Source organism: Vibrio sp. R10-SF1-ISO8, assembly GCF_059833805.1.
The window spans coordinates 1-22,011 of record NZ_JCBDHL010000012.1 but is presented as its reverse complement, the minus strand read 5'-3'; the positions used below and the strand labels follow the sequence as shown (position 1 = coordinate 22,011).

At 42.6% G+C, this 22,011-nt stretch carries 19 protein-coding genes; 10 read left to right on the top strand and 9 right to left on the bottom strand.

The annotated features are described in order from the left end of the window. Nucleotides 1–2: 2 nt before the first annotated feature. Nucleotides 3–1,595: a microcin C ABC transporter ATP-binding protein YejF gene (gene yejF, locus AC6R00_RS09470; RefSeq protein WP_500640213.1), complete on the top strand. Its 1,593-nt coding sequence runs from the start codon at nucleotides 3–5 to the stop codon at nucleotides 1,593–1,595. 125 nt (nucleotides 1,596–1,720) lie between these two features. On the opposite strand, the gene AC6R00_RS09465 is transcribed toward yejF, so the two are convergent. Continuing rightward, nucleotides 1,721–2,875 (bottom strand): insulinase family protein, encoded by a 1,155-nt coding sequence (locus AC6R00_RS09465; RefSeq protein ID WP_500640212.1) that lies wholly within the window; start codon nucleotides 2,873–2,875, stop codon nucleotides 1,721–1,723. Nucleotides 2,876–3,122: 247 nt separating this feature from the next. Next, nucleotides 3,123–4,898: an EAL domain-containing protein gene (locus tag AC6R00_RS09460; protein ID WP_500640211.1), complete on the bottom strand. Its 1,776-nt coding sequence runs from the start codon at nucleotides 4,896–4,898 to the stop codon at nucleotides 3,123–3,125. A gap of 380 nt (nucleotides 4,899–5,278) precedes the next feature. Between AC6R00_RS09460 and AC6R00_RS09455 the strand changes: the two genes are divergently transcribed. Further along, nucleotides 5,279–6,169, top strand: coding sequence for a LysR family transcriptional regulator (locus AC6R00_RS09455; protein WP_500640210.1), 891 nt, complete (start codon nucleotides 5,279–5,281; stop codon nucleotides 6,167–6,169). On the opposite strand, the gene AC6R00_RS09450 is transcribed toward AC6R00_RS09455, so the two are convergent. Together AC6R00_RS09450 and AC6R00_RS09445 are read right to left on the bottom strand one after the other, a co-directional pair. Next, entirely contained in the window at nucleotides 6,150–6,785 is a 636-nt protein-coding gene (locus AC6R00_RS09450) for a response regulator (RefSeq protein WP_500640404.1), read from the bottom strand. The genes AC6R00_RS09455 and AC6R00_RS09450 overlap by 20 nt on opposite strands. Nucleotides 6,786–6,931: 146 nt before the next feature. After that, nucleotides 6,932–7,684 (bottom strand): substrate-binding periplasmic protein, encoded by a 753-nt coding sequence (locus AC6R00_RS09445; protein WP_500640403.1) that lies wholly within the window; start codon nucleotides 7,682–7,684, stop codon nucleotides 6,932–6,934. Between the two features lie 155 nt (nucleotides 7,685–7,839). On the opposite strand from AC6R00_RS09445, the gene AC6R00_RS09440 reads away from it, so the two are divergent. From AC6R00_RS09440 to vctC, 5 genes are all read left to right on the top strand, one after another. Then, nucleotides 7,840–8,262, top strand: a complete 423-nt coding sequence (locus AC6R00_RS09440) for an RNA-binding S4 domain-containing protein (protein WP_500640209.1) — start codon at nucleotides 7,840–7,842, stop codon at nucleotides 8,260–8,262. Nucleotides 8,263–8,428: 166 nt separating this feature from the next. Then, the gene (locus tag AC6R00_RS09435) at nucleotides 8,429–9,340 is read left to right on the top strand and encodes a siderophore ABC transporter substrate-binding protein (RefSeq protein WP_500640208.1); all 912 of its coding nucleotides are present in this window, start codon (nucleotides 8,429–8,431) and stop codon (nucleotides 9,338–9,340) included. A 74-nt stretch (nucleotides 9,341–9,414) separates the two neighbouring features. Continuing rightward, nucleotides 9,415–10,350 carry an iron chelate uptake ABC transporter permease subunit VctD gene (gene vctD / locus AC6R00_RS09430; RefSeq protein ID WP_500640207.1) on the top strand — a complete coding sequence of 312 codons (936 nt, stop codon included), beginning with the start codon at nucleotides 9,415–9,417 and terminating at the stop codon, nucleotides 10,348–10,350. Then, nucleotides 10,343–11,293 (top strand): iron chelate uptake ABC transporter permease subunit VctG, encoded by a 951-nt coding sequence (gene vctG / locus AC6R00_RS09425; protein WP_500640206.1) that lies wholly within the window; start codon nucleotides 10,343–10,345, stop codon nucleotides 11,291–11,293. Before vctD ends, vctG begins: the two co-directional genes overlap by 8 nt. 7 nt (nucleotides 11,294–11,300) lie before the next feature. Next, nucleotides 11,301–12,056, top strand: coding sequence for an iron chelate ABC transporter ATP-binding protein VctC (vctC, locus tag AC6R00_RS09420; protein ID WP_500640205.1), 756 nt, complete (start codon nucleotides 11,301–11,303; stop codon nucleotides 12,054–12,056). Nucleotides 12,057–12,118: 62 nt separating this feature from the next. Here vctC and cueR read toward each other — a convergent pair whose 3' ends face one another. The 3 genes from cueR to AC6R00_RS09405 form a co-directional block, all read right to left on the bottom strand. Then, entirely contained in the window at nucleotides 12,119–12,511 is a 393-nt protein-coding gene (gene cueR, locus AC6R00_RS09415; RefSeq protein ID WP_500640204.1) for a Cu(I)-responsive transcriptional regulator, read from the bottom strand. A gap of 159 nt (nucleotides 12,512–12,670) precedes the next feature. Beyond that, nucleotides 12,671–13,741, bottom strand: a complete 1,071-nt coding sequence (locus tag AC6R00_RS09410) for a porin (protein ID WP_500640203.1) — start codon at nucleotides 13,739–13,741, stop codon at nucleotides 12,671–12,673. 225 nt (nucleotides 13,742–13,966) lie between these two features. Then, entirely contained in the window at nucleotides 13,967–14,980 is a 1,014-nt protein-coding gene (locus AC6R00_RS09405) for an AraC family transcriptional regulator (RefSeq protein ID WP_500640202.1), read from the bottom strand. Between the two features lie 116 nt (nucleotides 14,981–15,096). Here AC6R00_RS09405 and AC6R00_RS09400 point away from each other — a divergent pair, with 116 nt between their 5' ends. Next, nucleotides 15,097–17,100 carry a TonB-dependent siderophore receptor gene (locus tag AC6R00_RS09400; RefSeq protein ID WP_500640201.1) on the top strand — a complete coding sequence of 668 codons (2,004 nt, stop codon included), beginning with the start codon at nucleotides 15,097–15,099 and terminating at the stop codon, nucleotides 17,098–17,100. A gap of 67 nt (nucleotides 17,101–17,167) precedes the next feature. Here the strand turns inward: AC6R00_RS09400 and AC6R00_RS09395 are convergent, their stop codons facing one another. Then, the gene (locus AC6R00_RS09395) at nucleotides 17,168–18,775 is read right to left on the bottom strand and encodes a putative bifunctional diguanylate cyclase/phosphodiesterase (protein WP_500640200.1); all 1,608 of its coding nucleotides are present in this window, start codon (nucleotides 18,773–18,775) and stop codon (nucleotides 17,168–17,170) included. 287 nt (nucleotides 18,776–19,062) lie between these two features. On the opposite strand from AC6R00_RS09395, the gene AC6R00_RS09390 reads away from it, so the two are divergent. Further along, complete coding sequence (locus AC6R00_RS09390; RefSeq protein ID WP_500640199.1) at nucleotides 19,063–20,256, top strand: acetate/propionate family kinase; 1,194 nt, start codon at nucleotides 19,063–19,065, stop codon at nucleotides 20,254–20,256. A gap of 283 nt (nucleotides 20,257–20,539) precedes the next feature. On the opposite strand, the gene AC6R00_RS09385 is transcribed toward AC6R00_RS09390, so the two are convergent. Continuing rightward, nucleotides 20,540–21,511 carry an integron integrase gene (locus AC6R00_RS09385; RefSeq protein WP_500640198.1) on the bottom strand — a complete coding sequence of 324 codons (972 nt, stop codon included), beginning with the start codon at nucleotides 21,509–21,511 and terminating at the stop codon, nucleotides 20,540–20,542. 237 nt (nucleotides 21,512–21,748) lie between these two features. On the opposite strand from AC6R00_RS09385, the gene AC6R00_RS09380 reads away from it, so the two are divergent. Next, nucleotides 21,749–22,011 (top strand): SMI1/KNR4 family protein (locus tag AC6R00_RS09380; RefSeq protein WP_500640197.1); only part of this gene is annotated, 263 nt, incomplete at its 3' end.

Here is a 22,011-nt window from a genome sequence, read left to right as displayed (position 1 = left end):
CGATGTCTGAAACTGTACTTACTATTAATGGATTATCTGTTGGGTTTGGTCGTAAGAAGCAAGTCGAACAAGTGACTAACCAGGTGTCGCTCTCGATCAAAAAAGGTGAGACCCTCGCTTTGGTTGGTGAAAGTGGCTCCGGCAAGTCAGTGACGGCCAATTCTATTCTCAAGTTACTGCCCCAAGGTTCTTCTCACTACCTTTCTGGCAATATTACCTTTGATGGCATCAATATTCTTGAGTGCTCAGAGCGGCAGTTAAGAGGGATTCGTGGGGGAAGAATCGGCATGATTTTTCAAGAGCCAATGGTCTCGCTCAACCCGCTGCACAAGGTCGGTAAACAATTGGTTGAGACACTGGCAATCCATAGAGGGATGCGCCAACAAGCGGCAGAACAGCTTGCTGTTGAGTGGTTAGGAAAGGTGGGCATTCGTAACCCTGAACATAAGGTTATGGCTTACCCGCATGAACTGTCAGGGGGAGAAAGGCAACGAGTAATGATCGCCATGGCGTTGATTAACGAGCCTGAATTGTTGATTGCTGACGAGCCGACGACAGCGTTGGATGTATCTGTTCAGGCTCAGATACTCGACCTGCTCAAACAGTTGCAACAAGAAATGGGTATGGCAATGTTGTTTATCACCCATGATCTGAGCATTGTAAAACGGATTGCTGATCGTGTGTCTGTTATGCAAAACGGTAGTTTGGTTGAAACTGGTAATTGCGAGCAGATTTTCAATTCCCCCGTCCATGAATACACACAAAAGTTGATTAACTCGGATCCCAGAGGCTTGCCAGTTCAAATCAGTGAGCAAGCTACGCCTTTGCTAGATGTCAGCAACTTGCGTGTTTGGTTCCCCATTACTGGTGGGATCTTTAAGCGAGTGGTGTCGCATATTAAAGCCGTTACCAACATGAACTTTGAGTTAAAGAAAGGCCACTCGATAGGGTTAGTTGGTGAGAGTGGTTCAGGTAAATCGACCACGGGAATGGCAATACTGCGGTTGGTTAAGTCTGAAGGCTCTATTGCTTATCAAGACAACGAGCTTCAAGGTTTAGATAGAAAGGGCATGTTGCCTTATCGAAGTAAGATGCAGGTGGTGTTCCAAGACCCATTCTCAGCGTTGAATCCTCGTATGTCGGTGGCACAAGTGATTGGTGAAGGATTGAGGGTACATCAGACGCTAAATGAAGATGAAATAGACCAGCGAATTTGTGACGTAATGGCTGAAGTGGATTTAGACCCAGAAACGCGATATCGCTACCCAAATGAGTTTTCTGGCGGTCAAAGGCAGCGTATTGCTATAGCACGGGCGCTAATCCTTAAACCAGAATTTATCTTGTTGGACGAGCCAACCTCTTCTTTAGACAGGACGGTTCAGGCACAAGTACTTGAGCTACTAAAGTCGTTACAAGAAAAGTACCAACTCACTTATTTGTTTATCAGTCATGATTTAAACGTAGTTCGCTCGCTGTGCCATTACACTATTGTTATGAAGCAAGGTGAGATCATCGAACAAGGCGAGACCCAAACCCTGTTTGGTAATCCGAAGCAACATTACACGCGACATCTGGTTAATCTTTCCTCCCTATAAATACTAACCGGGATAAATCGGTGATCAGCTGCTTGTTCTGATTGGTACAATTACACCCAATAAAAAAACCAGTAGTGGGGCACTACTGGTTTTTATTTGTATTATTTTGCTTGGTGTAAACGCGCTTATAGCGTAATGCTGTTGTCAGCAGACCAAGTTTTCTCAAACTCTTTACTGACATCGTACTCGTTTAAGTGTGCAACGTGGAAGTTTAGCAAATCTAGATCGTACGATGGCTCAGTATAAACGTTCCCTAAGCTAATCGCTTCAACCAAACGGTCGGCTTGGTCCGCGGCATAGTGGTCATTACCAAAGCGAGTTTTACTTTGAAGTTGATTACGTAGTTCACTGACGACCATTTCATATTCAACTTGTGTGAATCCAGCAGCAATAGCGCGCTCGATTTCAGATTTCACTACATTTTCTGTTGTAGACTTCTCGTCCGCTGACATATCAGTAATACGAATTTGCGATAGCAGACGGTGATCGAAAAGAACTTCGTTATCGATAGATACTTTCGCTTGAGATTGATGCTGCTCAAGAGCATTTTGAATGCGGTGTTCTAGCATCTTGTTTGCTATCGTTGTTAACAAGATCTCTTTACGCTGCAGCTTACTGTCTTGTTCATCTTGGAGTGTTTTAAGCGTGCTTAATGACAAGCCATTATCATTCAATTCGGTTGGCTCAAGATAAGCGTCTAATGCAATACCATTGCCTGAAGAGGTGAAAGCTTGCTTACCTTTTGCCCATCCCGAGAACTGGCGCTGGATTAGCTTGGTTGTCTGTCTAGTGTTAATGCCACCAGTAACAATGACCGTTACATTTTGCGGAATATAGAATTCCTGCTTGAACTCATTGCCCTTTGTATTGGTCACCAAACCTTTTTGGATGTTCGCGAAGCTTGCTTCAAGTGTTTTAGCATCGGCATGGGCAAGATCTAAGCTAAATACGGTTTGCTCTAAGCTAGTTGTGGCTTGCCAATCACTTTGCTCTACAGAGGAAAGCGCCGCGAGTTTTGCTGTTGAATCTTCGTCATTAGACTGTTGCGCTGAGCCTGAACTAATCATTACGCGCAGAGAGACTTCATCCGAGCTGCGAGTTGTTGGTAAAACCACAAAACGCAAGCCGTTGTTCAATTCGGCAACCATGGTGTTGGTTGGCATTTGAATATCGGTATGCTCGAACCATAAGGCCGAGTTAGATGAAGCTGAAACTACAGGTGAAAAAATGAGCGTTGCAGAGAGTGCTGCACCAATCAAGCTACGTACTGAATAAGACACTTTTTTACTCCAGAGGCAGAAACAACAATGAGTTCCCTGTCCAGTAATAACGAATTTACTTTCGTTATCAGCGCTTTATCTATCCTTGATTGAGAAGCTGAGCTTCACAAAACACCGTTACCTTAAGCCGCAATTCTAGCGAGGTATATGAACTGGTTTATAAATTTGTGTGAATTCTCTACAACTAAAGTTAATTAGTCAAATGGAATGATGAATTCGATGAATAAGTCTCGAATGTGAGACGGGACTATATCTTGGTATAGTGGCTAGCGCTGGCAAGAGATAGAGGCTTGGAGAACCAATAACCCTGTAGGTAGGCGGCCCCCATATCAGTAAAGACACGTTGCATTGCCGCATCCTCGATACCTTCGATGACAATATCGATATTGTAGGCGTTACACAAATTGGTGATGAATGAGAGGTACTCAAACGTGACTGGGTTTTCTAATGAGCGCCAAGCGATCGATTTATCGATCTTAATTTGAGAAAGAGGTAAATCGAAAAAGCTATTTAATGAGCTGTAGCCTGCTCCGAAGTCATCTAGAGACAACTGAAAGCCAAACTGTTTGAGACGCAATAGTTGTGAGATAGCGTCTTTGTTGTCATCTAATATAATGGTTTCAGTCAGCTCTAAAACGATAGAATTGGCATTGACACCAAACTCTTGGGTAATTTTCTTAACGTTGTCAGGAAACTGCTGGCTAAGTAACTGTAGGACTGAAACATTCACATTAACCTTGATCTCTTCGGTGTGGGTTTGCTGATACTTGTTGATAAAGCGACACGCTTTCTCAAAAACAAAGTAGCCTAATTCGCTTATCAAGCCTTTCTTTTCCGCCACAGAAATGAATTCGTCAGGGTATATCTCTCCAATTGTATCGCTGCGCCAACGAACTAGGCTTTCAAAACTTGCTACTCTGTCTGATTTGCAGCAAACGATAGGCTGAAACTTAACCGACAGATTACCGTCACGTATTGCATTGCCAAGCTCTTGATCAATATAGAAATGGCGATCTATTTGAGTTTTAGTACTCCCAGCATAGATTCGAACTGAGTGCTCGGAATTAGCTGCGGCGAACTGACAAGTTTGAGCAGCAACACGGACAATTTCGTCTGTGTCACAATTTTCAGTGATGTTTGGGTAGATACCGATACTGATTTCGTTTGCAAACAGGAAATCGAGCGTTCTAATCGCTTCTTTGTAGACTTTGGTTATACGGCGAGCCAATTTGTTGAGGGCCGACTCGTCCAACTGACCACGTACAATGATGGCAAAATCGTGTGATTGGATACGGTACATGTCAACGAACTGTTCGGGAAAGTCACCGAGTACTTTAGTTAAGCGCGAAAGCAGATCACGCATCATTTGACCACCATAAAGTGATTGATACGAACGTGTGACCCCAGGTTGAATGTACATTAGGTGATGTGTTTCTTCGTTCACCACCTTAAGGTTATCAAGATCCATCGCCAACTTTTGTTCGTTAGCCAATCCAGAAGAACCATCAGTTAACGATGTTTGCTGAACATAAGATTCCATCAATTTTCTATCAGAGATATCGCGGTGGCAGCCAATCATGAATCTCTTACCGTTGACCGTCTTTGTTACTGCTGTCCCTTCTAGCCAAATGTATCGACCAGTGGTACAACGAATCCGATATTGGGTAACAACGCGAGCGCCATCTTGTTGAATATGCTCATCAACTTTCTCTTCGAATGCGATTTGGTCTTGCGGGTGAATAAGGTCAGTCCAGCTCTTTAGATCGGTATGGCCAGGTTCGATACCAAAACGAGAATAAAAAGAGGGGTTGTAGAAGCAAACATATTCATTTCCCGACATATAGAAGATGCCATCGTTGAGGACATCAATCATATGGCGGAAATGGTTATCCATAAGATCATCAAGTTCAGCACCGGTGAGACCAAGTACTGCGGATTCAATTTTATCTACAAGTTCATCTTCTGCCCCTGATACTAAGGACAGTTTTGGTGGAGACATGACGTTGTCAATTGAATGATTCATTAAAAATCTATATACCTGATAACACTGTGGTTTATCTTTGTTATGTGATATTTATTATTTGTTTAATCACTTATTCTGTTAGTAATACAGCAATTAAGATTTGATCTCTAGCATATCAATCGCATTATTTATTAGTTGCATAAAAAATATTAACTGTAGCTCACAGAGTAACCAATGTTGTTGATATTTAGCTTGATAAACTGACAATTCCAGTATGGTTTTTTAGTGAGCAGAGAACGAAAACAACGGCGTATTCTGACAACCACGTGAGATGTTTTTTAGTAAACATATGATTATAATGCTTTATTCACCTAGTTGGACAATTGCTTAGCTTAGGTAAAGCGCATTCAGCAACAGAAAAGTAAACTCTCGGGATTGTTATGAAGTCACAGTTGGATCTCAATTTGCTCAAGGTGCTTCCTTTGTTAAAGAAGTATCGACAACTTAAACCGGTTGCTAAGGAGTTAGGCAAGACAGAAAGTGCGGTAAGTAAGCATCTGGCTAAATTACGTGAGCAACTTGGTGATCAGCTCTTTGTCCGAGGTGCGTTCGAATTTGAGCCCACTGAATATACTCTCAACTTATTGCCTAAAATCACGGAAGGTCTCAATTTGATCGATGATGCAGTGCAGCCCGTCAATTTTGACCCAATGACTTATGAAAAGCCGATAGTGATTGCTTTACCCAGCTTGGCACAATACTTAATTGGCAAAACGTTGCTTTTAGACTTGCTAGACACGTTTCCTAAGGCGCAAGTTCAACTTACGACTTGGTCAGACTCTTCAGTGGAAAAGATTCACGATGAGAGCATTGATATTGGCGTTCAATACTTTAACGATGAACAAGTTAAAACCATATACCAGCATCGTTTAGGCAAGTACAAAGGGGCTATTGTTTGTTCGCACAAGTATCAACAGCGCTCCTTGGAAGAAAAACTGGCTATGCCTTATGTATTAATGGAAATGAAAGGTTGGCAGGACAAAAAGGCAGTCATTAAACGTTCACTTGAGTCTAATGGTGTAAAGGTCAATAAGGTGGCGACTGTTGATGATATGACCTGTCTGTTCGAAATGCTTTGTGACTTTGAATGTGCGACACTGTTGCCAGCCACGAGCCATTTGCAAGCACGTACCGACTACAATGTCACTGTGTTACCAGAGAGTTTACAACTCGAACAGCCTTTATCTATTGTCGCTAATTATAAGCTTGCTAACCATGATAATCCTTTACATAGGTTGCTAGTAAAAAAACTTAAGCAGCACTTGTTCTAGTTTCAGAGACATCAACATAAACGTGTTGTTGTAGGTTCATCAATTCGACGATTGAATCCACCTTGTATTTATCCAGAATTCGAGATTTATAGGTGCTGATAGTCTTTGAGCTTAATGACAGTATCTCTGAGATTTTCTTATTGCTGTAGCCTTTTACTAGGTAATTGAATACAACCGTTTCTCGGTTTGAAAGCGTAGTACACCGTTCGCTCTTTCCTAAACCTTTTCGTTTAAACACCGAGTAACCACCAGCGACACGAATAATAGCCTCGCGAATCACTGGGGTCTCTTCACGCTTGGTAATATACCCGTTTGCGCCCAGTTTTCTTGCTGTGTCTGAGTACATAGGGTGGTCGTTATGGGAAATAAATAGCACTTGGCCTGTATAGCCATGGGCACGAGCACGCCTTAAAAACTCGAATCCATCTGAGCCTTCTAGCTCGACGTCTAACAGTACTAGGTCGATGTCGTATGTCTTTAATGCTTGTATACCAAATACAGCTGTTGACGCTTGGTAGACTTGCGAATCTACTAATCCGTCATAGACAAATTGAGAAATTGCTTCGCGCATGATTGGCTGGCTATCAAGTACTAGAACATTGGTGCTTTTGGTCATCACTACTTTCTCTTATTGGTTTATTTGGGACTAATGAGCCCTATGCTTTGCGTGAGGTGTGCAATGTAAGGGATTCCCGACGGAAAAGGCGGAAAAGCAAATTTTCCAACGTGGAAAGTGTGTCAGGTGAGTGTAAGAGAAGTCAGTTAATTGTTATTTTGTAGATACTTGGACATGATTTTGTCAACCGTACCGTCTTTCTGAAGTTGCTTTAAAGTCTGGTTAAACCGCTCAACAAAGTGTGACTTGTAGGGGTACTTGTCAGGGGATGTCTTGGTAAACCCTAAGTAGCCTTGCTCACCGCTAATCGAAGTGCCCAACGTCAACTCCCAGTTAGGTTTAACAACTCCCTCCTCAGTAAGCAGCTTGATTTCCCATAGAATAGAGAGCCGATCATTGATGTAGCAGTCAATTCGGTTTTTATACAAGTTTAGTATGTTGGCTCGATTGCCCTTGGCTTCTTTTAATAGGATTTTTCCTTGCTTAACGGCTTCCCAAAATTCTGTTCCTCCAAGCGCAAACGCTTCATTGATACCGATGGTTAGCCCAAGGTAATCAGCGGGCCAACTCTTTAGCTTTCGATTTGCTACGCTGTCTGGTTGGCAGTAAACCACGACTTCTTCGTTTAAGATGGGGATCGAGTAGGGGAATATGTAAGGGCGTTTATCTGTGTAGAAGTAGGGAGGGTAAAGTGCAAACCCCTCTCCGACCTCAAGTAGTTTAAGGCCCCGCTTCCATGGTACCAAGGTAATTTTGATACGGTACTTGGGCATTTCTTCAAACACCGCCTGCAGTATTTCAGTGTAAATGCCTTTTGCTTCCCCATTTTCTATGTAGCTGTATGGGGGGTAAGCGTCATCACCGTAGATAACGACGTTAGTGGGAGGGTGATAAGCCATACAGGCACTACTTAGTAGAAACAGTAACGGTAGCAAAGACCATTTCACGACGTTGAACCTTATTTGTATCTTATACTTATTACTAACTTTAGTTTATTTATAGAGATATTGAGATTAGACTCTGTTTTTTCTTTAGAAAGACCAAAAGGCATCGTATGGACCAAGATTACGAACAAGGTGAAGAGATCGAAATCGAAGCGATTGGTATCGAAGTCTCATCGCAGCCAATAGAGTTGTATAAGGTATTCAAAATAGCCAACCTTGTTGGAGGTGGTGGTGAAGCAAAGCACCTGATTGCTGAAGGCTATGTTGCCGTTAACGGCGAACTGGAAACTCGTAAACGTCGTAAGCTGTATGATGGCGATTTTTTTGAGTTCAACCAAGAATACTATGTTGTAGTATGTGATGCGCCCGTGACTGAGCCTGAAGTTAAGCCTAAGAAGGAAGAAAAGCCTACTAAGCAGGCGAGTTCAAGAAGTCGCAAGCCGTCAAAAGATAAGTCGTCGCAATCGACTAACAAAGACTCTAAGCCAGCAAAGAAAACTGGCAATGGCCGCTCATCAATAGATTTCTTCTAGCAGTTATTCTTCCATTGTTGAAAGGAGCCAACTCGCTCCTTTTCTTTTCAGTTTGCCACCAATATTCTTTACATCAATTTGATAAGTGTAAAAAACGTAAATTGCTGATGACAGAATTATGAATCTAAATGATAATGCATTGCATTTGTAATTATGGAGTCTAACAATGAAGTTGTCTGCACTGGCATTAGCCACAGGATTATTAGCATTCGGTGCTAACGCAAAAATGGTTGAAATTGAACACGCTCAAGGGACAACCAAACTAGAATCTAGCCCAGAACGCGTTGTCGTGATCGGACTAGGCGCGCTAGATACAGTAAAAGCGTTCGGTATTGAGCCTGTAGCGGTGTCAACGGTCAGCATGTTCCCTGATTATTTGGCTGAGTACCGTGATTATAAATTCGTTTCCGCGGGCAGCCTTCATGAACCAGACTTCGAAACAATCTATACCCAGAAACCAGACTTGATCATTGTTGGTTCGCGCGGTGCTGCGAAATACAAAGAGCTAACAGAGATCGCTCCGACGATCGTTTTCGCTGCGGATTCAAAGAAAGGTTATTGGCAGAGTACCCAAGAACAATGGCGTAATCTTGGTGAAGTGTTTGAGAAACAAGAATTTGTTGAGTCTAAGATTGAACAACTGGACAAAGAATTCAAAGCAATCAGCGCGTCCAACGATAAAAACGATGTTGACGCACTAACGGTAATGAGTGCTGGTGGTAACATCACTGCCTTTGGTGCTCAATCGCGTTTTTCTGCTATCTATAAAGACTTTGGTTTTAAAGAGACCGTTAAGGGTATCAAAGAAAGCCGTCATGGTGACCTTGTCTCTTATGAGTTCATTCGTGAGAAGAACCCATCAACCTTACTCGTCATCGACAAAGATATCCTGATCAATAAAGGTAAAGGTAGCACGGTTAAGCGCGACTTCGAAAATGATCTGGTTAAAGCAACAGATGCTTACCAAAACAAGAAGCTGGCTTACTTAGACATCAACGCTTGGTATCTATCTATCGCAGGTATGCGCGCGACAGAACAGATGATAGAAGACGTTAAGTCAGCATCAGCGGTCAACTAACAGAACAGAAGAATTATAAACAACGGCCTCAAGCATTTTTGTGCTTGAGGCTTTTGTGCTAAAGAGAAAAGCAAGTGAAAAAGTTATTGTTGGCGCTGATAATCTTGAGTATCGCGTCACTGTTTGTGGGAGTGGGGCAGCTAAATCTCGCTTCTTTGTTGGCTGGCGATCCTAATAGTTGGCATCTGTTTTGGACGAGTAGAATCCCTCGTCTCGTTGCGGTGTTACTGGCGGGTGCAGGATTGAGTATCGCTGGTCTTATTATGCAGCAAATTAGCCAAAACCGATTCGCGTCTCCGTCGACTTCAGGCACCATCGAATGTGCCATGTTAGGTTACGTATTGAGTTTAGTTTTGTTCGGCAATGGTTCTCAACTGTGGCTAATTTTCGGTGTATCTATGGCAGGTACACTGCTGTTTGTTCAGTTCATTAACCGCATCCAGTTTAAAAACGCTATCTTTGTTCCTTTAGTAGGAATTATTTTTGGTAACGTCGTCGACTCATTAGCGACATTCATCGCCTACAAATACGATGCGTTGCAAAACCTCTCTAGCTGGACAGTGGCAAACTTCGCCAATTTGTTACAGGGTGACTACGAGTTGCTCTACATCGCGATTCCTGTGGCTATCTTCAGTTACTTGTATGCTGCAAGGATCTCGGCAGTAGGGCTAGGTAAAGACTTTGCGACCAACCTTGGTTTGAACTATCAGCAAGTATTAGTCATTGGCGTTTTACTGGTGTCTGTGATGTCTGCGACGGTCGTGATGATCGTGGGCATGCTGCCATTTTTAGGCTTGATTGTTCCTAACCTCGTGAGTCGTTTCTTTGGTGACAACTTGCGTAAAAACATTCCTTTAACCGCCATTCTCGGTGCACTGATTGTTCTTTGTTGTGACTTAGCTGGTCGATTGATTATTTTCCCTTACGAAATCCCTATCTCTACCATTATCAGTATTCTTGGCGGAGCGGTGTTTATCTTCTTTATTCTTAAGGGGCAAAAGCATGCTTGATAGAACCAAACTTATCGGGCTAGCGATCATTGCACTGGTATTTTGCTTTCTGTTTATTGGTATTGGCTTGAATGCCGACAACTATCAATATTTTCTGTCTCGTCGAGTCCCCAAAGTGCTGGCTATGATTATCGCTGGTATTGCGATTGGTCAATCGGCACTGGTGTTCCAGACAATCACTCACAACCGTATCTTAACACCGAGCATTATGGGTTTTGATTCCCTGTATATGTTTACTCAAGTTTTGGTTGTGGTGATTTTTGGTGGCATGAGTAGCTTTGCCTTGAACGCATACTTCAACTTCAGTTTGTCTGTTGTGGTAATGCTAGGCTTCTCGCTATTGCTGTTTAGCTTCTACTTTAGAGGCGAGCGCCAGAACTTAATGGTATTGCTATTGCTTGGGGTCATCCTCGGGCAGCTGTTTGGTAGTATCTCGTCATTTTTTGTTATGCTGATGGACCCAAATGATTTTGCTTCTGTTCAAGCAAATATGTTTGCCAGCTTTAACAATGTAAAGGTTGAGTTGGTTTACTACTGTGCGCCATTGTTGCTGGCGATTAGTGTTGCCTTATACCGATTACACCGAGTTCTTGATGTGTTTTGGTTAGATAAAGATAACGCAACAAGCCTTGGTGTTGATGTTAAAAAGGTGACGTTGCAAGTCCTCGTGTTGAGCGCTGCACTGATCGCGATTTCGACTGCCTTGATTGGTCCAATCATGTTCTTTGGCCTACTGGTAACCAACCTAGCACGTGAGCTGTTTAAGTCTTTTCAGCACCAAGTTCTGCTGGTGGGTGTTTCATTACTTTCTGTCGCCTCTCTATTGAGCGGACAATGGATAGTCGAAAATTTATTTGGCTTTTCGACCACGATCAGTGTCGTGATCAACTTTATTGGCGGTATTTACTTCTTAACCATGTTGCTGCGCAACAAAATCGTGTAGGTCTATTATGATTTCAATGAAAAGCCTGACCAAGGTGTTTGGTCAAACCAAAGTGGTTGATAGCGCGAGCGCAGAGTTCGATAAAGGTAAGGTCACTTCGATTATTGGACCTAATGGGGCAGGAAAAAGTACCTTACTTTCTATGGCGAGTCGCTTAGTCAGTAAGGATGAAGGGGAAGTCCTGATTGACTGTAAAGAGCTTAGTCAATGGGATACCAAGGAGTTAGCAAAAAGACTAGCGGTCTTGCGCCAAGCCAACAACATCACCATGCGCTTTACCGTAAGAGAGATGATCGCTTTTGGCCGCTTTCCATACTCGCAAGGCAAGCTAACAGATGAAGATCAGACTGTGATCAATAAAGCGATTGAGTACCTTGATTTAGAGGCAATTCAACACAAGTATCTCGATGAACTCAGTGGTGGTCAAAGACAACTGTCTTTTATTGCCATGGTCATGGCGCAAGACACAGACTACGTGTTTTTAGACGAGCCACTGAATAACCTAGATATCAAACACTCTTTACAGATCATGCGCAATGTAGGAAGACTGGCACATGAGATGAAGAAAGCCGTTGTAGTTGTAATTCACGATATTAACTTCGCAGCCTGTTATTCAGACAAAATCATTGCTCTTAAGAAGGGTAAGGTAGTGGCTCAGGGGAGCGTTGAAGAAGTGATTCAATCTGATATTTTAGAAAGCATTTACGAGACCCCTTTCAATATTATTGAAGTGGATGGTAAACGTATGTGCACTTATTATTAAGGCTCAATCCATAACTGAAAGACCTCCAAATCGGAGGTCTTTTACTAGACGGGGGAGAGGGTTTACTCTTCCTTCGTTAAGTCTTCAATGATTGGGCAGTCACTGCCAGAATCACCAGGGCAGGCTGAAACCCAACTTTTGAGCTGCTTTTCAATCTCTTTCAGCTCTCGAATCTTTAGCTCTACCTCTTTGAGTTTTTCTTTAGCCTTCGCTTTGACTTCGCTGCTCTTACGGTTTGGATTAGATGCCAAATGGACAAACTCTTTACACTCGACCAGAGAAAAACCAGCATTTTTAGCTCGAGAGATGAGGTTCAGTTGATTGACATGTTGCTGCGAATATTCACGATAACCGGATTCACTGCGCAGTGGGGCAGTAATCAATCCCTTATCTTCATAAAGACGGATAGATTTACTTGATAATCCAGTCAGCTTGGAGACAACACCAATGTTCATAGCCATTCCTCAAAACAGAGTCGAAATGCAATACCTCAAATAGATGCGATCTTTTTACTACTTTTGTTATCAAGTTTAAAGCGCTACACATAAAAAAGCCCACCTACTAGAGGCGGGCAGTGCTGAAATTGGTCAGCAGTTTGGACAGCTATCTAGAGCCTATAGGTAGTAACGAGCACCGATTAGCCACTTGTTATCTGCTGCGTCTTTAGCATTAGTAACAAGTGCATTGTTCGAATCGTTTAGATCGAACTGGTAAGCGGTGTATGCGATAAACTTAGGCGTGAAGTTGTACTCAGCTTGAAGCGCTAGCTCTTCGCGTGCAGTGCCTTCTTCTGAAGACTTCGATTCTTTACCTTCAACCTTCTCATAGTTCATGATTAGGTTTAGGCTGTTTTCAAATGCGTAAGATACTAGACCTTCATAAGCTGTGCTCTCTTCAAGTAGAGTAGTACCGCTGTTATTCATGTTTTCATTTGATGCGTAAACACCCGCTACGTAAATACCTTTTCCGTAAGTACCGTACTTAGCAGATACTAGATGAGATTTTGCTTTCTCTTTATTCGTAGAAGTACCTTCAACAAAGTCGCCCGTGTTGTAGGTGTAACCTAATTGAGCACCCGCGATAGCATAAGTTAGAGCTGCTTGTACACGATCATCATACTTGAAGCCACCAGTTACAGTGTTACTATCATTACGAGTCAAGTCATCGTTAGTCCCTTGCCAACCTAGACCGAAAGACAGCGTGCCAGCTTGGTCAAAATCGAAACCGTTGCGGTAGCTCACCATTTTATCCGCACGACCTGTACCTAGCGCACCGTGGTTGTCGTAGATAAAGTCGTTCGCGAACGCTACTGGCATATCTGCAACGCCTGCTACGTCATAGTATGGTGCCCACTGAGTACCTACTACAGCGCGGCCGTAAGAATCGTGTGTAAGACCAACGTAACCCAGACGAGTTGTAAACGCATTTTCACCACCGTTTAGGTAGTTCAGTGCCCATTCGCCTTTAGCGTCAGCGGTAAAGCCGTTGCCTAGCTCTTGAGTCGCGTTAAAATTGATACGTGGCGAGTTAGTACCTACGTCAGCATCGCCTTTTTCAGAATCGTTTACGTTTACAGAAACGTGACCGCCGATAGAAAAGGTAGTGCCGTCATTGTTGTATAGCTCAACAGCAAAAGAAGATGCAGAAACAGATGCGATAGCAACCGCTAGAATCGTTTTTTTCATGATAAAGTCCATATTATTAAGCCTTAATCAGGCTTTCATTGCTCGTGTTTATACGATGAGCAGACTTTAAATCGAAAGTTCACAAAATGGTCACAAAACAAAATAAAATGTTAAAATGATATTTTTGTTATTTTAAAACAATAACTTGTGAGTGTAATAAGTTGTTACATTAGGAGTTTTTATATGTACATCTTGTTACTTATAGCTTGTGTAAATGTTTGAGGTTTAATGTCTTTGTTTTGCTGATTGAATATGGGCGATATTGCCATTTTGGGTCGCAATGAGAATGGGGGGGATGCCGTACTCTTTTTTGAAGGCGTTGGTGAAATTTGCGGGGTGATTGTACCCTGCTTCGTAGGCTGCTTCCGTAATCGTCACTAAGCCACGTTCCAAATGCTGTTTCGCCACATCAAGACGACGCTTGCGAATAAAACCGCTGACAGTCACTCCAAGCTGTTGTTTAAATTTGCGTTGTAGATTAGAGCTACTCATAGCGAAATGCTCGGCGACGAGATCGACAGATAGCGGATCGCCTAAATGCGATTCTATATAACAGACAATATCTTCAATCGATGAAGGAGTACCTGTAGCTCTGTTTGTTTCTTTTGTGCAAAAATCTTCAGTGTCTAACCTGCCAAAAACAGATTCCATAATCTGAAATGCGATTGATTCCAGTGCGATTTTTTCAACAAATGAACTTGCTTGATAAAGGTTAATCGCGCGTGTTACCAAGCTTTCTATCTCTGGGGTCACATCAAATTGAAGGAAGTTCTTGTGATTGGCGGTGAATTGGCTTAATTGACAATGGTCGTTAGTGCGTGCATGAATCCAATCATGGTTCATCATGATATTTAGTTTAGTCACACAATTATCTTTAGTGATTTGTCGACGAAAGTTAGTCGGCTGATTGAGATTAACCAAAGTGACTTTTCCACATTGACTAGAGTCCAACTTAAACTCTAAGTCGTCGTAGCTAAATCTAAGTTTACCTTCTAAAAGAACCGTTATGATCACTGAGGAAGGCGCCATAGAAACCACATTAGAATCTTGTAACTCCAAACTTCTACAACCATGCATATTGACGCGTTGAGCAACGTTGTACGAAAGAAACTGTCCTTGAACCAACGGCGCTTTACCATGTTTAGTCTCACCGATAATCAGCTGTTTTTCTGACTCTTCTACTTTTTGAGTAATGGCTACTTTGCGTAATCTGTTCGTATTGAGTTCAGCAGTTGGCATGTGGCAGTTCCTCATAAGCGTTATGCAGTTTTGCATAAGCTATTAATCTTTTAGTTATTCGCTAACAACCATATCATACGTGCGAATTATTATCATTTACATTTAGGGATAGTCGCATGAATAGGGTAACCAATCGCCCCAACAACCTCTCTTTAATCACTCTCGCTGTATGTTCGGCACTGAGCAGTAGCGCTTTAACGCAGGAGGTTACTCATTTAGAAGATGTTGTCGTTTGGGGAACCAAAGTATCGAGCAGTTCGGAATCGCTCGGTGCCAGTGACATGTCGCTTAAACAAGCTGACCACATGTCGGATCTTCTTCGTGATGTGCCGGGCGTGGATGTGGGCGGGACTCACTCTGTAAACCAGCGAATCAACATTCGTGGTCTTGGCGAAACCGACTTAGATATTCGCTTAGATGGCGCATCTCAACACGCCAACATGTTTCATCACATTGGTAATCTGACTTTAAACCCCGATATTCTTAAGTCGGCCGACATCCAAGTGGGGAACAACTCAGTGACGCAAAATGGTCTTGGTGGTTCGGTCTACTTTGAAACCAAAGACGCGAAAGATCTGTTACGTGGAGACGAAATGTTTGGTACGCGTGTCTATGGGGGCTACGCGAGTAATGCAAGCCACCAAGGGTCGGCAACATTTTATGGACTATTGGGTGAGAAGTTTGATTCCATGCTGTATGGAAACTGGGTTTCAAGAGATAACTTCAAAGATGGTAATGGTAATGAGACCTTTGGCGTAAAAGGCGACACTTATAACATTCTTGGCAAACTAGGTTACGAGCCTTCAGGGCTTCACCGATTTGAGCTTGCTTACGATCTGTATCGTGATAGCGGTGATTACAGTCCGCGCCCCGACTGGTCTGGCTCAGCAAACAATGAGCGTTCTGGCACTGAAACTATTCCAACGGATTACGATCGCGACACAATTACTCTATCTTACGAACTAAAGGGTGAAGTTAATAAAGGTAAGGTCACGCTTTATTCTAGTCAAACTGAAATTGTTCGTGATGAATCGGGTGTGACTAGCCGTTGGCCGGGCGACCGTTTGTCAGTAAACAGTGCTGAAAATAAAAACCTGGGTGCGAATGCGAAATTTCAAAGTGATTACCAGATTGGTCGTTTTGATAATACGGCCACTTACGGTTTGGATTATATAGACAAAACCAGTAAGAGTATTTATGGCGGCGTTGTGTTCGCCGACGAATCTGCAATCAATAGTGCTTTCTTCGCTGAAAACCAAATGTACATTACTGACTTTTGGTCAGTGACTGCGGGTGTTCGCTACGATGATTACAAGCGAAAAGCGACAACGGGTACATCGAACTTTGATGATGTTACGTGGTCTCTCGCGACAGAGTGGGATGTTACCAATGACTGGACTCTATTTGCGAGTACTAGAAGCTTGTTCAAAGGCCCAGAGCTGCTTGAAACCTTTATCAAATACCAACCAACGACACATCTAGCGAGTGATATTAAAGCCGAAACGGGTCAAAACACGCAGGCAGGTGTTCGCTTTAACAAGCAAGTGAGCGACCATTTCTTTGGAGCCAATTTAACCGTATTTAAGGCCCAAATTGACGATTACATCGCCGAAGCTTACCAAAGCTCGACTAAAGGGTATTTAATCTATAACAAAGGGGACGTCGAGTTTACCGGTTTTGAGTTAAGCGCAACGTATGGATATCAAGCCTTTAACTCGAAACTGTCATACTCTCGCTCAGATAACAAAGATGTAACTAACGGTGGTCCGGTACTTGATGCCAATGACAGAAGTATCGACATTGGTGACAGCATTGCGCTAACGCTAGATTATCATGCTGATTCGATTGACGTGTTATTTGGTTGGACGTCGATTGTCGTTTTAGAAGAAGACAATGTCCTCGAAGGCAAAGCGGTGAAGGAAGGTTATGACGTCCATAATCTTTATGCTCAGTGGATTCCTTCCAATATCGAAGACCTATCGGTTACGTTCGGAATAGACAACATCTTTGATGAAGCTTATGTATCGCATGCCTCTAAAACGGGCGATGCTCGTGGCATTATCGCGGATGATTATGAGCCTGGCCGTAACTTCAAGCTGTCAGCGGCATACCAGTTCTAACTTAACTTTTGGCTTTATTTGATCCATTTGAACTTTGAACAATTTGCTGTCCTTCGGGGCAGCTTTTTTAGTTTACTTTGGCAAGCTCTGAAATAATTGGTGGGTTATGTGACAGAGTCCAATTGATTGCGTTATGGATCTCTAATGGAGGGCTATAATAAAAACCCTGTATGTAGTCACATCCTTGACTCTTGAGAATGCCAAGCACAGTTTCATTTTCAACGCCTTCTGCTACTACGGAGTAACCTAGACCATGAGCGAGTGAAATGGCGTTCTCTACGATCGAACTGTTTCGCTCGTTTTTTTCAAGTTTGTATAAAAAAGAACGGTCAATTTTAATTTGATCAACCGGTAAGTCCCTTAAAAGCGAAAGCGATGAATAGCCGGTCCCAAAATCATCTAGACTGATCTTAAAACCGAGCTTTCGGATGTTCTCTAAGAGCTTTTCGGGGCTTCTCAGCCGATTGATGGCAGTGCTTTCAGTGATTTCTAAAACGATTGAACTGGTAACGTTGTTGTTGCCCTCGATCAGATCTAGCAGTTTTGCTTCAAGTTTGGAGCCCATTAAGTCCTTAGCTGAAAGGTTGACGTGTATAGGGTAGCGTATGCCCTGTGCTTCGAATGTTTTGATATCCTGAGTAACTTGATCGAGTACCCAAGAAGTAATTGAAGTAATTTTATTGCTGTGTTCGGCGATGGGTATGAAATCTATCGGGCTAATGGTTGTCCCATCTTTAGTAATCCAGCGAATAAGTGCTTCGTATCCACTAACAACGCCATGTACGCTGCATACGATAGGTTGATAGTAAATTTGAAATTCGTTGTCTTCTAGGGCCTTATCGATGTTTCTAGAGATTTCGAGTTTTCGTCTTGCTCCTTGGCTCATGCTGTCATCGTATATCGCAAAAGGTCTTCCTGCTTTTTTTGCCCAGTACATAGCAATGTCTGATGCATTGATCATTTGCTCAGCATCAGAACCATGCATAGGAAACTGACTAATTCCTATGCTTGCGCTGGAGGTGAGTTCAAAACCATCAACGGAGAAGGGGAGATGAAGCTCCTGGTTAATTCTCTTTGCTGCATGTTTTATGTCTAACTCTGGACGAAGCGGGGTGATAACGATGAACTCGTCACCACCTATTCGCGCTACAAAATCCCCTTTCTCTAGTAGTGAACTAATACGTTGTCCTATTTGTACCAGAAGTTGATCACCGCAGAAATGTCCCATGCCATCGTTGACTTGCTTGAAATTCACTACATCCAGAAGCATAAGGTCAAAAGGTTTATCGTTCTCAATTAAAAGCTCTATTGTTTCAATACAGTGTTTACGATTAGGCAAATTGGTTAGAGGATCATGCAGAGCGTTGTACTTTTCTTGTCTGACTAATGTTTTAAGTTGAACTATCGTGGTGAAGCTATAGGAAACGACGGTGTAAACGAAAATACTGCCGCAGAAAAGTATAGCGCTCAACCCGAGCAAAATCGGGCTGATTGTTTGTTCTGCGACTAACGACATCAGCACAAAGGAATAGCCAATGACAAAGCTGACAATCAAGCAGTAAAGCCAGCGCCAACCGGCATGTTTTGTCTGCTTACAGATCTTTGTTGCAGTTTTCAAACCCGCCAAAAGCAGGCAGAGGCCAATAAGCACCAAACTGATTGCTAGCGTATACAAAACTACCTCTCGTCGAATGGTTACTAAGTGATGCGTGTACCTCGCTCACACAGATTGCATAAGCTCGGGCGTAACTAAAGTGTAGTGTGTTCTTGTTAGTAATAAAATTAACATTAATTTTTTAGTGTGAAATAAATCCACTATTGCGATAGATCAACAAAAGTTTGTTTGATTTGTTTAAAAAGACCAATAAAAGTTGAAAGATTCAAAAAATATTGAATAATGTGCACAACAACAATATAGAAGCGTAACGCTTCAATCTCACAGTCTGAAACAGGAACAAATCCATGTCGAACTCGTTTGTGCTGGTCATTAACTCTGGTAGCTCTTCATTAAAATTTGCTGTAATTGACTCTAAGTCTGGTGACGCAATTGTCAGTGGCTTAGGCGAATGCTTTGGCTTGCCAGAGGCAGTCATTAGCTGGAAGTACAACGGCGAAAAAACTGAAGAGGCGATTGATGCGCCTGATAACCACCACCAGCACGCTATTAACCGAATCGTTGCGTTAATGGATACTCTTGGTTTCACAAAAGATTTAGTTGCCGTGGGCCACCGTATCGTACATGGCGGGGAGAAGTTTACTTCTACAGTTCGTATTAATGACGAAGTACTTACAGAAATTGAGAATCTGTCTGATCTGGCGCCGCTCCACAACCCAGCAGGCGCAAAAGGAATTAAAGCTTCTATGCAAGCTTTCCCAAGCCTTCCTCAATTTGCTGTATTCGACACTGCGTTCCACCAAACTATGCCTCAGAAGGCGTTCACTGGTGCAATTTCTAACGAGCTGTATAAAGAATATGGTATCCGCCGATACGGTTTCCACGGCACTAGTCATTACTTCGTTAGCCGTGAAGCGGCGAAGATGCTAGACAAACCTGTTGAAGAGTCTAACTTCATCTCTGTTCACCTTGGTAACGGTGCTTCTGTTTGTGCTATTGCAAACGGCGAATCTGTTGATACTTCAATGGGCTTTACACCACTTGCGGGTCTAATGATGGGTACTCGTTCGGGTGATTTAGACCCAGGTGTTATCGAGTTCCTAATCAAGAAAGGTTGGACGACTGAGAAAGTCTTTGAAACTCTAAACAAGAAATCAGGTTTCTTAGGTGTTTCTGGCCTAACATCTGATGCTCGCGGTATCCTAGAAGCCATGGCTGAAGGCCATGAAGGTGCGAAGCTAGCATTCGAAGTATTTACCTACCGCGTTGCGAAATACATCGGGTCTTACATGATTCCTTTAAGCAGCCTAGATGCGGTTATCTTCACCGGCGGTATTGGTGAAAACTCGTTAGACATTCGCCGCGAAATTCTAAACAACCTTAAGCTGCTCGGTTTTGTTGAAAACGAAAAAGGCAATGAAAAGGCTCGTTTTGGTAACGCAGGCGTTATCGCGACATCAGAATTGCTTGGCGCAGTCGCGATGGTTATCCCAACTAACGAAGAGTTTGTCATCGCACAGCAGTCGGTTGAACTGCTTTAAGCGAACGAAACATGACTTAAAAAGCGAGCCTAGTGCTCGCTTTTTGTTTTTTATCAAAGTCATTTTAATGTATTAATAAACTGAATATTGGCGCTTTTTAAGAAGCTGAGGCCATCAACGAACTGAAGTTTGCCTTCGTATCACTCGCTGCAACCCCTAAGCAAACTTTACAATGTAAGCTTAGCTGTACCAATCTAAGTTACCAAAAGTGTAATCATGGATAGAATAGTGTTGTTGGAATGGGAGTGTAACGCAAACTCCATATTAACTTTTTATATTCAAATTAGTCGAAAATACTTGATAGAGGGCTTTTAACTCCGTTCGCACCTCTATCAAGGATGTGAGTATAAATTTGCGTTGTTTTCACATCTGAGTGGCCTAGCTGTTCTTGGACTGTTCTAATGTCCGCTCCACTTTCTAGTAGGTGAGTAGCAAACGAATGTCTTAAGGTATGGCAAGAGATATCTTTGCCAATTTCGGCTTGTTTCGATGCGACTTTTATGTGCTTTTGTAGAGATGTATGGTGAATATGATGTCTGCGTTTTTTGTCGTTACGCGGGTCAGGGGACAAACGCTCAGATGGGAAAAGGTATTGCCAGTTAAAACTCATTTCGGCATTGGGGTACTTTCTAGCGAGTGATTCAGATAAGTAGCTTCCTGAAAATTCTTTGTTGTTAATGTCTTGCTGATAATAGCGCAACGAAATTTGCTGTTGTTGCTTTAGGTCTTCAAATAACTCAGGCGCTAACGTTACGACTCGATTTTTCCCTCCTTTGCCTTGCCAAATCCTTATCGATTTATACTGATAATCGATATCTTGCACTCTAAGGCGGACGCACTCCATTAATCTTAACCCCGAACCATACATAAGCTGGAGAGGGAGTTTGTATTTGGGCGAGCATTGAGAAAATAGCCTTCTTACTTCCGCTTGAGTGAGCACAGTAGGCAATTTGCGAGATTTATCGGATCGTCTAAATTGCATGTCGGGTTCGACGGGCTGGTGGATGATTTCTTTATGGAGAAACACCAACGCGTTGAGTGCTAGGCTCTGTGTTTTTTGCGCGATGCCCTTTTGCGATACCAAGTGGCTCAAGAAGTTTTCTACGTCTTGAGTGCCCAGTTCTTTTGGGTGTTGTTTACCATGAAAGATTATATATTGGTGGATCCAGTAAACATACGCCTCAACGGTGCGAAGGGCATAGTTCCTACCTAGCATATAGTCACGGATGTACGCCAAGAACGGCGATCTTTTCATAGTTAAATACCTGTTTATTTATACAATATTTTTATTTTGGCAGAGTAAGGCAGGCTGTATATAGATATTCTTGCTTTTGCGTGTTTACTTGCGCAACTATGAAGATAAGTAACTGTTAGTTTTCAGTTATTTGAGATATGGTTGTAGTTTAATATCAGGAAATACAGAATTGTTCGGTAGTTAATAGCAGAATGGTTCTGGCTAAGAACTGTTATACCCCTAAAGGAGGATTAACACTTGGGTAATGAAAATGAATGGTTGATCTTCGAAGAAGACCACCAGCCTTTGAGAGACGAATTAATCGAAAGCGTTTCAATAATAGTTCAGTTCAACTTGCCTCAAGATTATGTTGAGTGTGTTAAGTATTACCATGGCGGGCAACCTAGGAATGGAAGTTTGTCTATTGACGTCAAAGGTTCATCTTGGGGTATTGGGTTTGGTGAATTATTAACTCTTGACCCACTAGAAAGTCGTACAAATGTTATTTCATCACTTTCAAT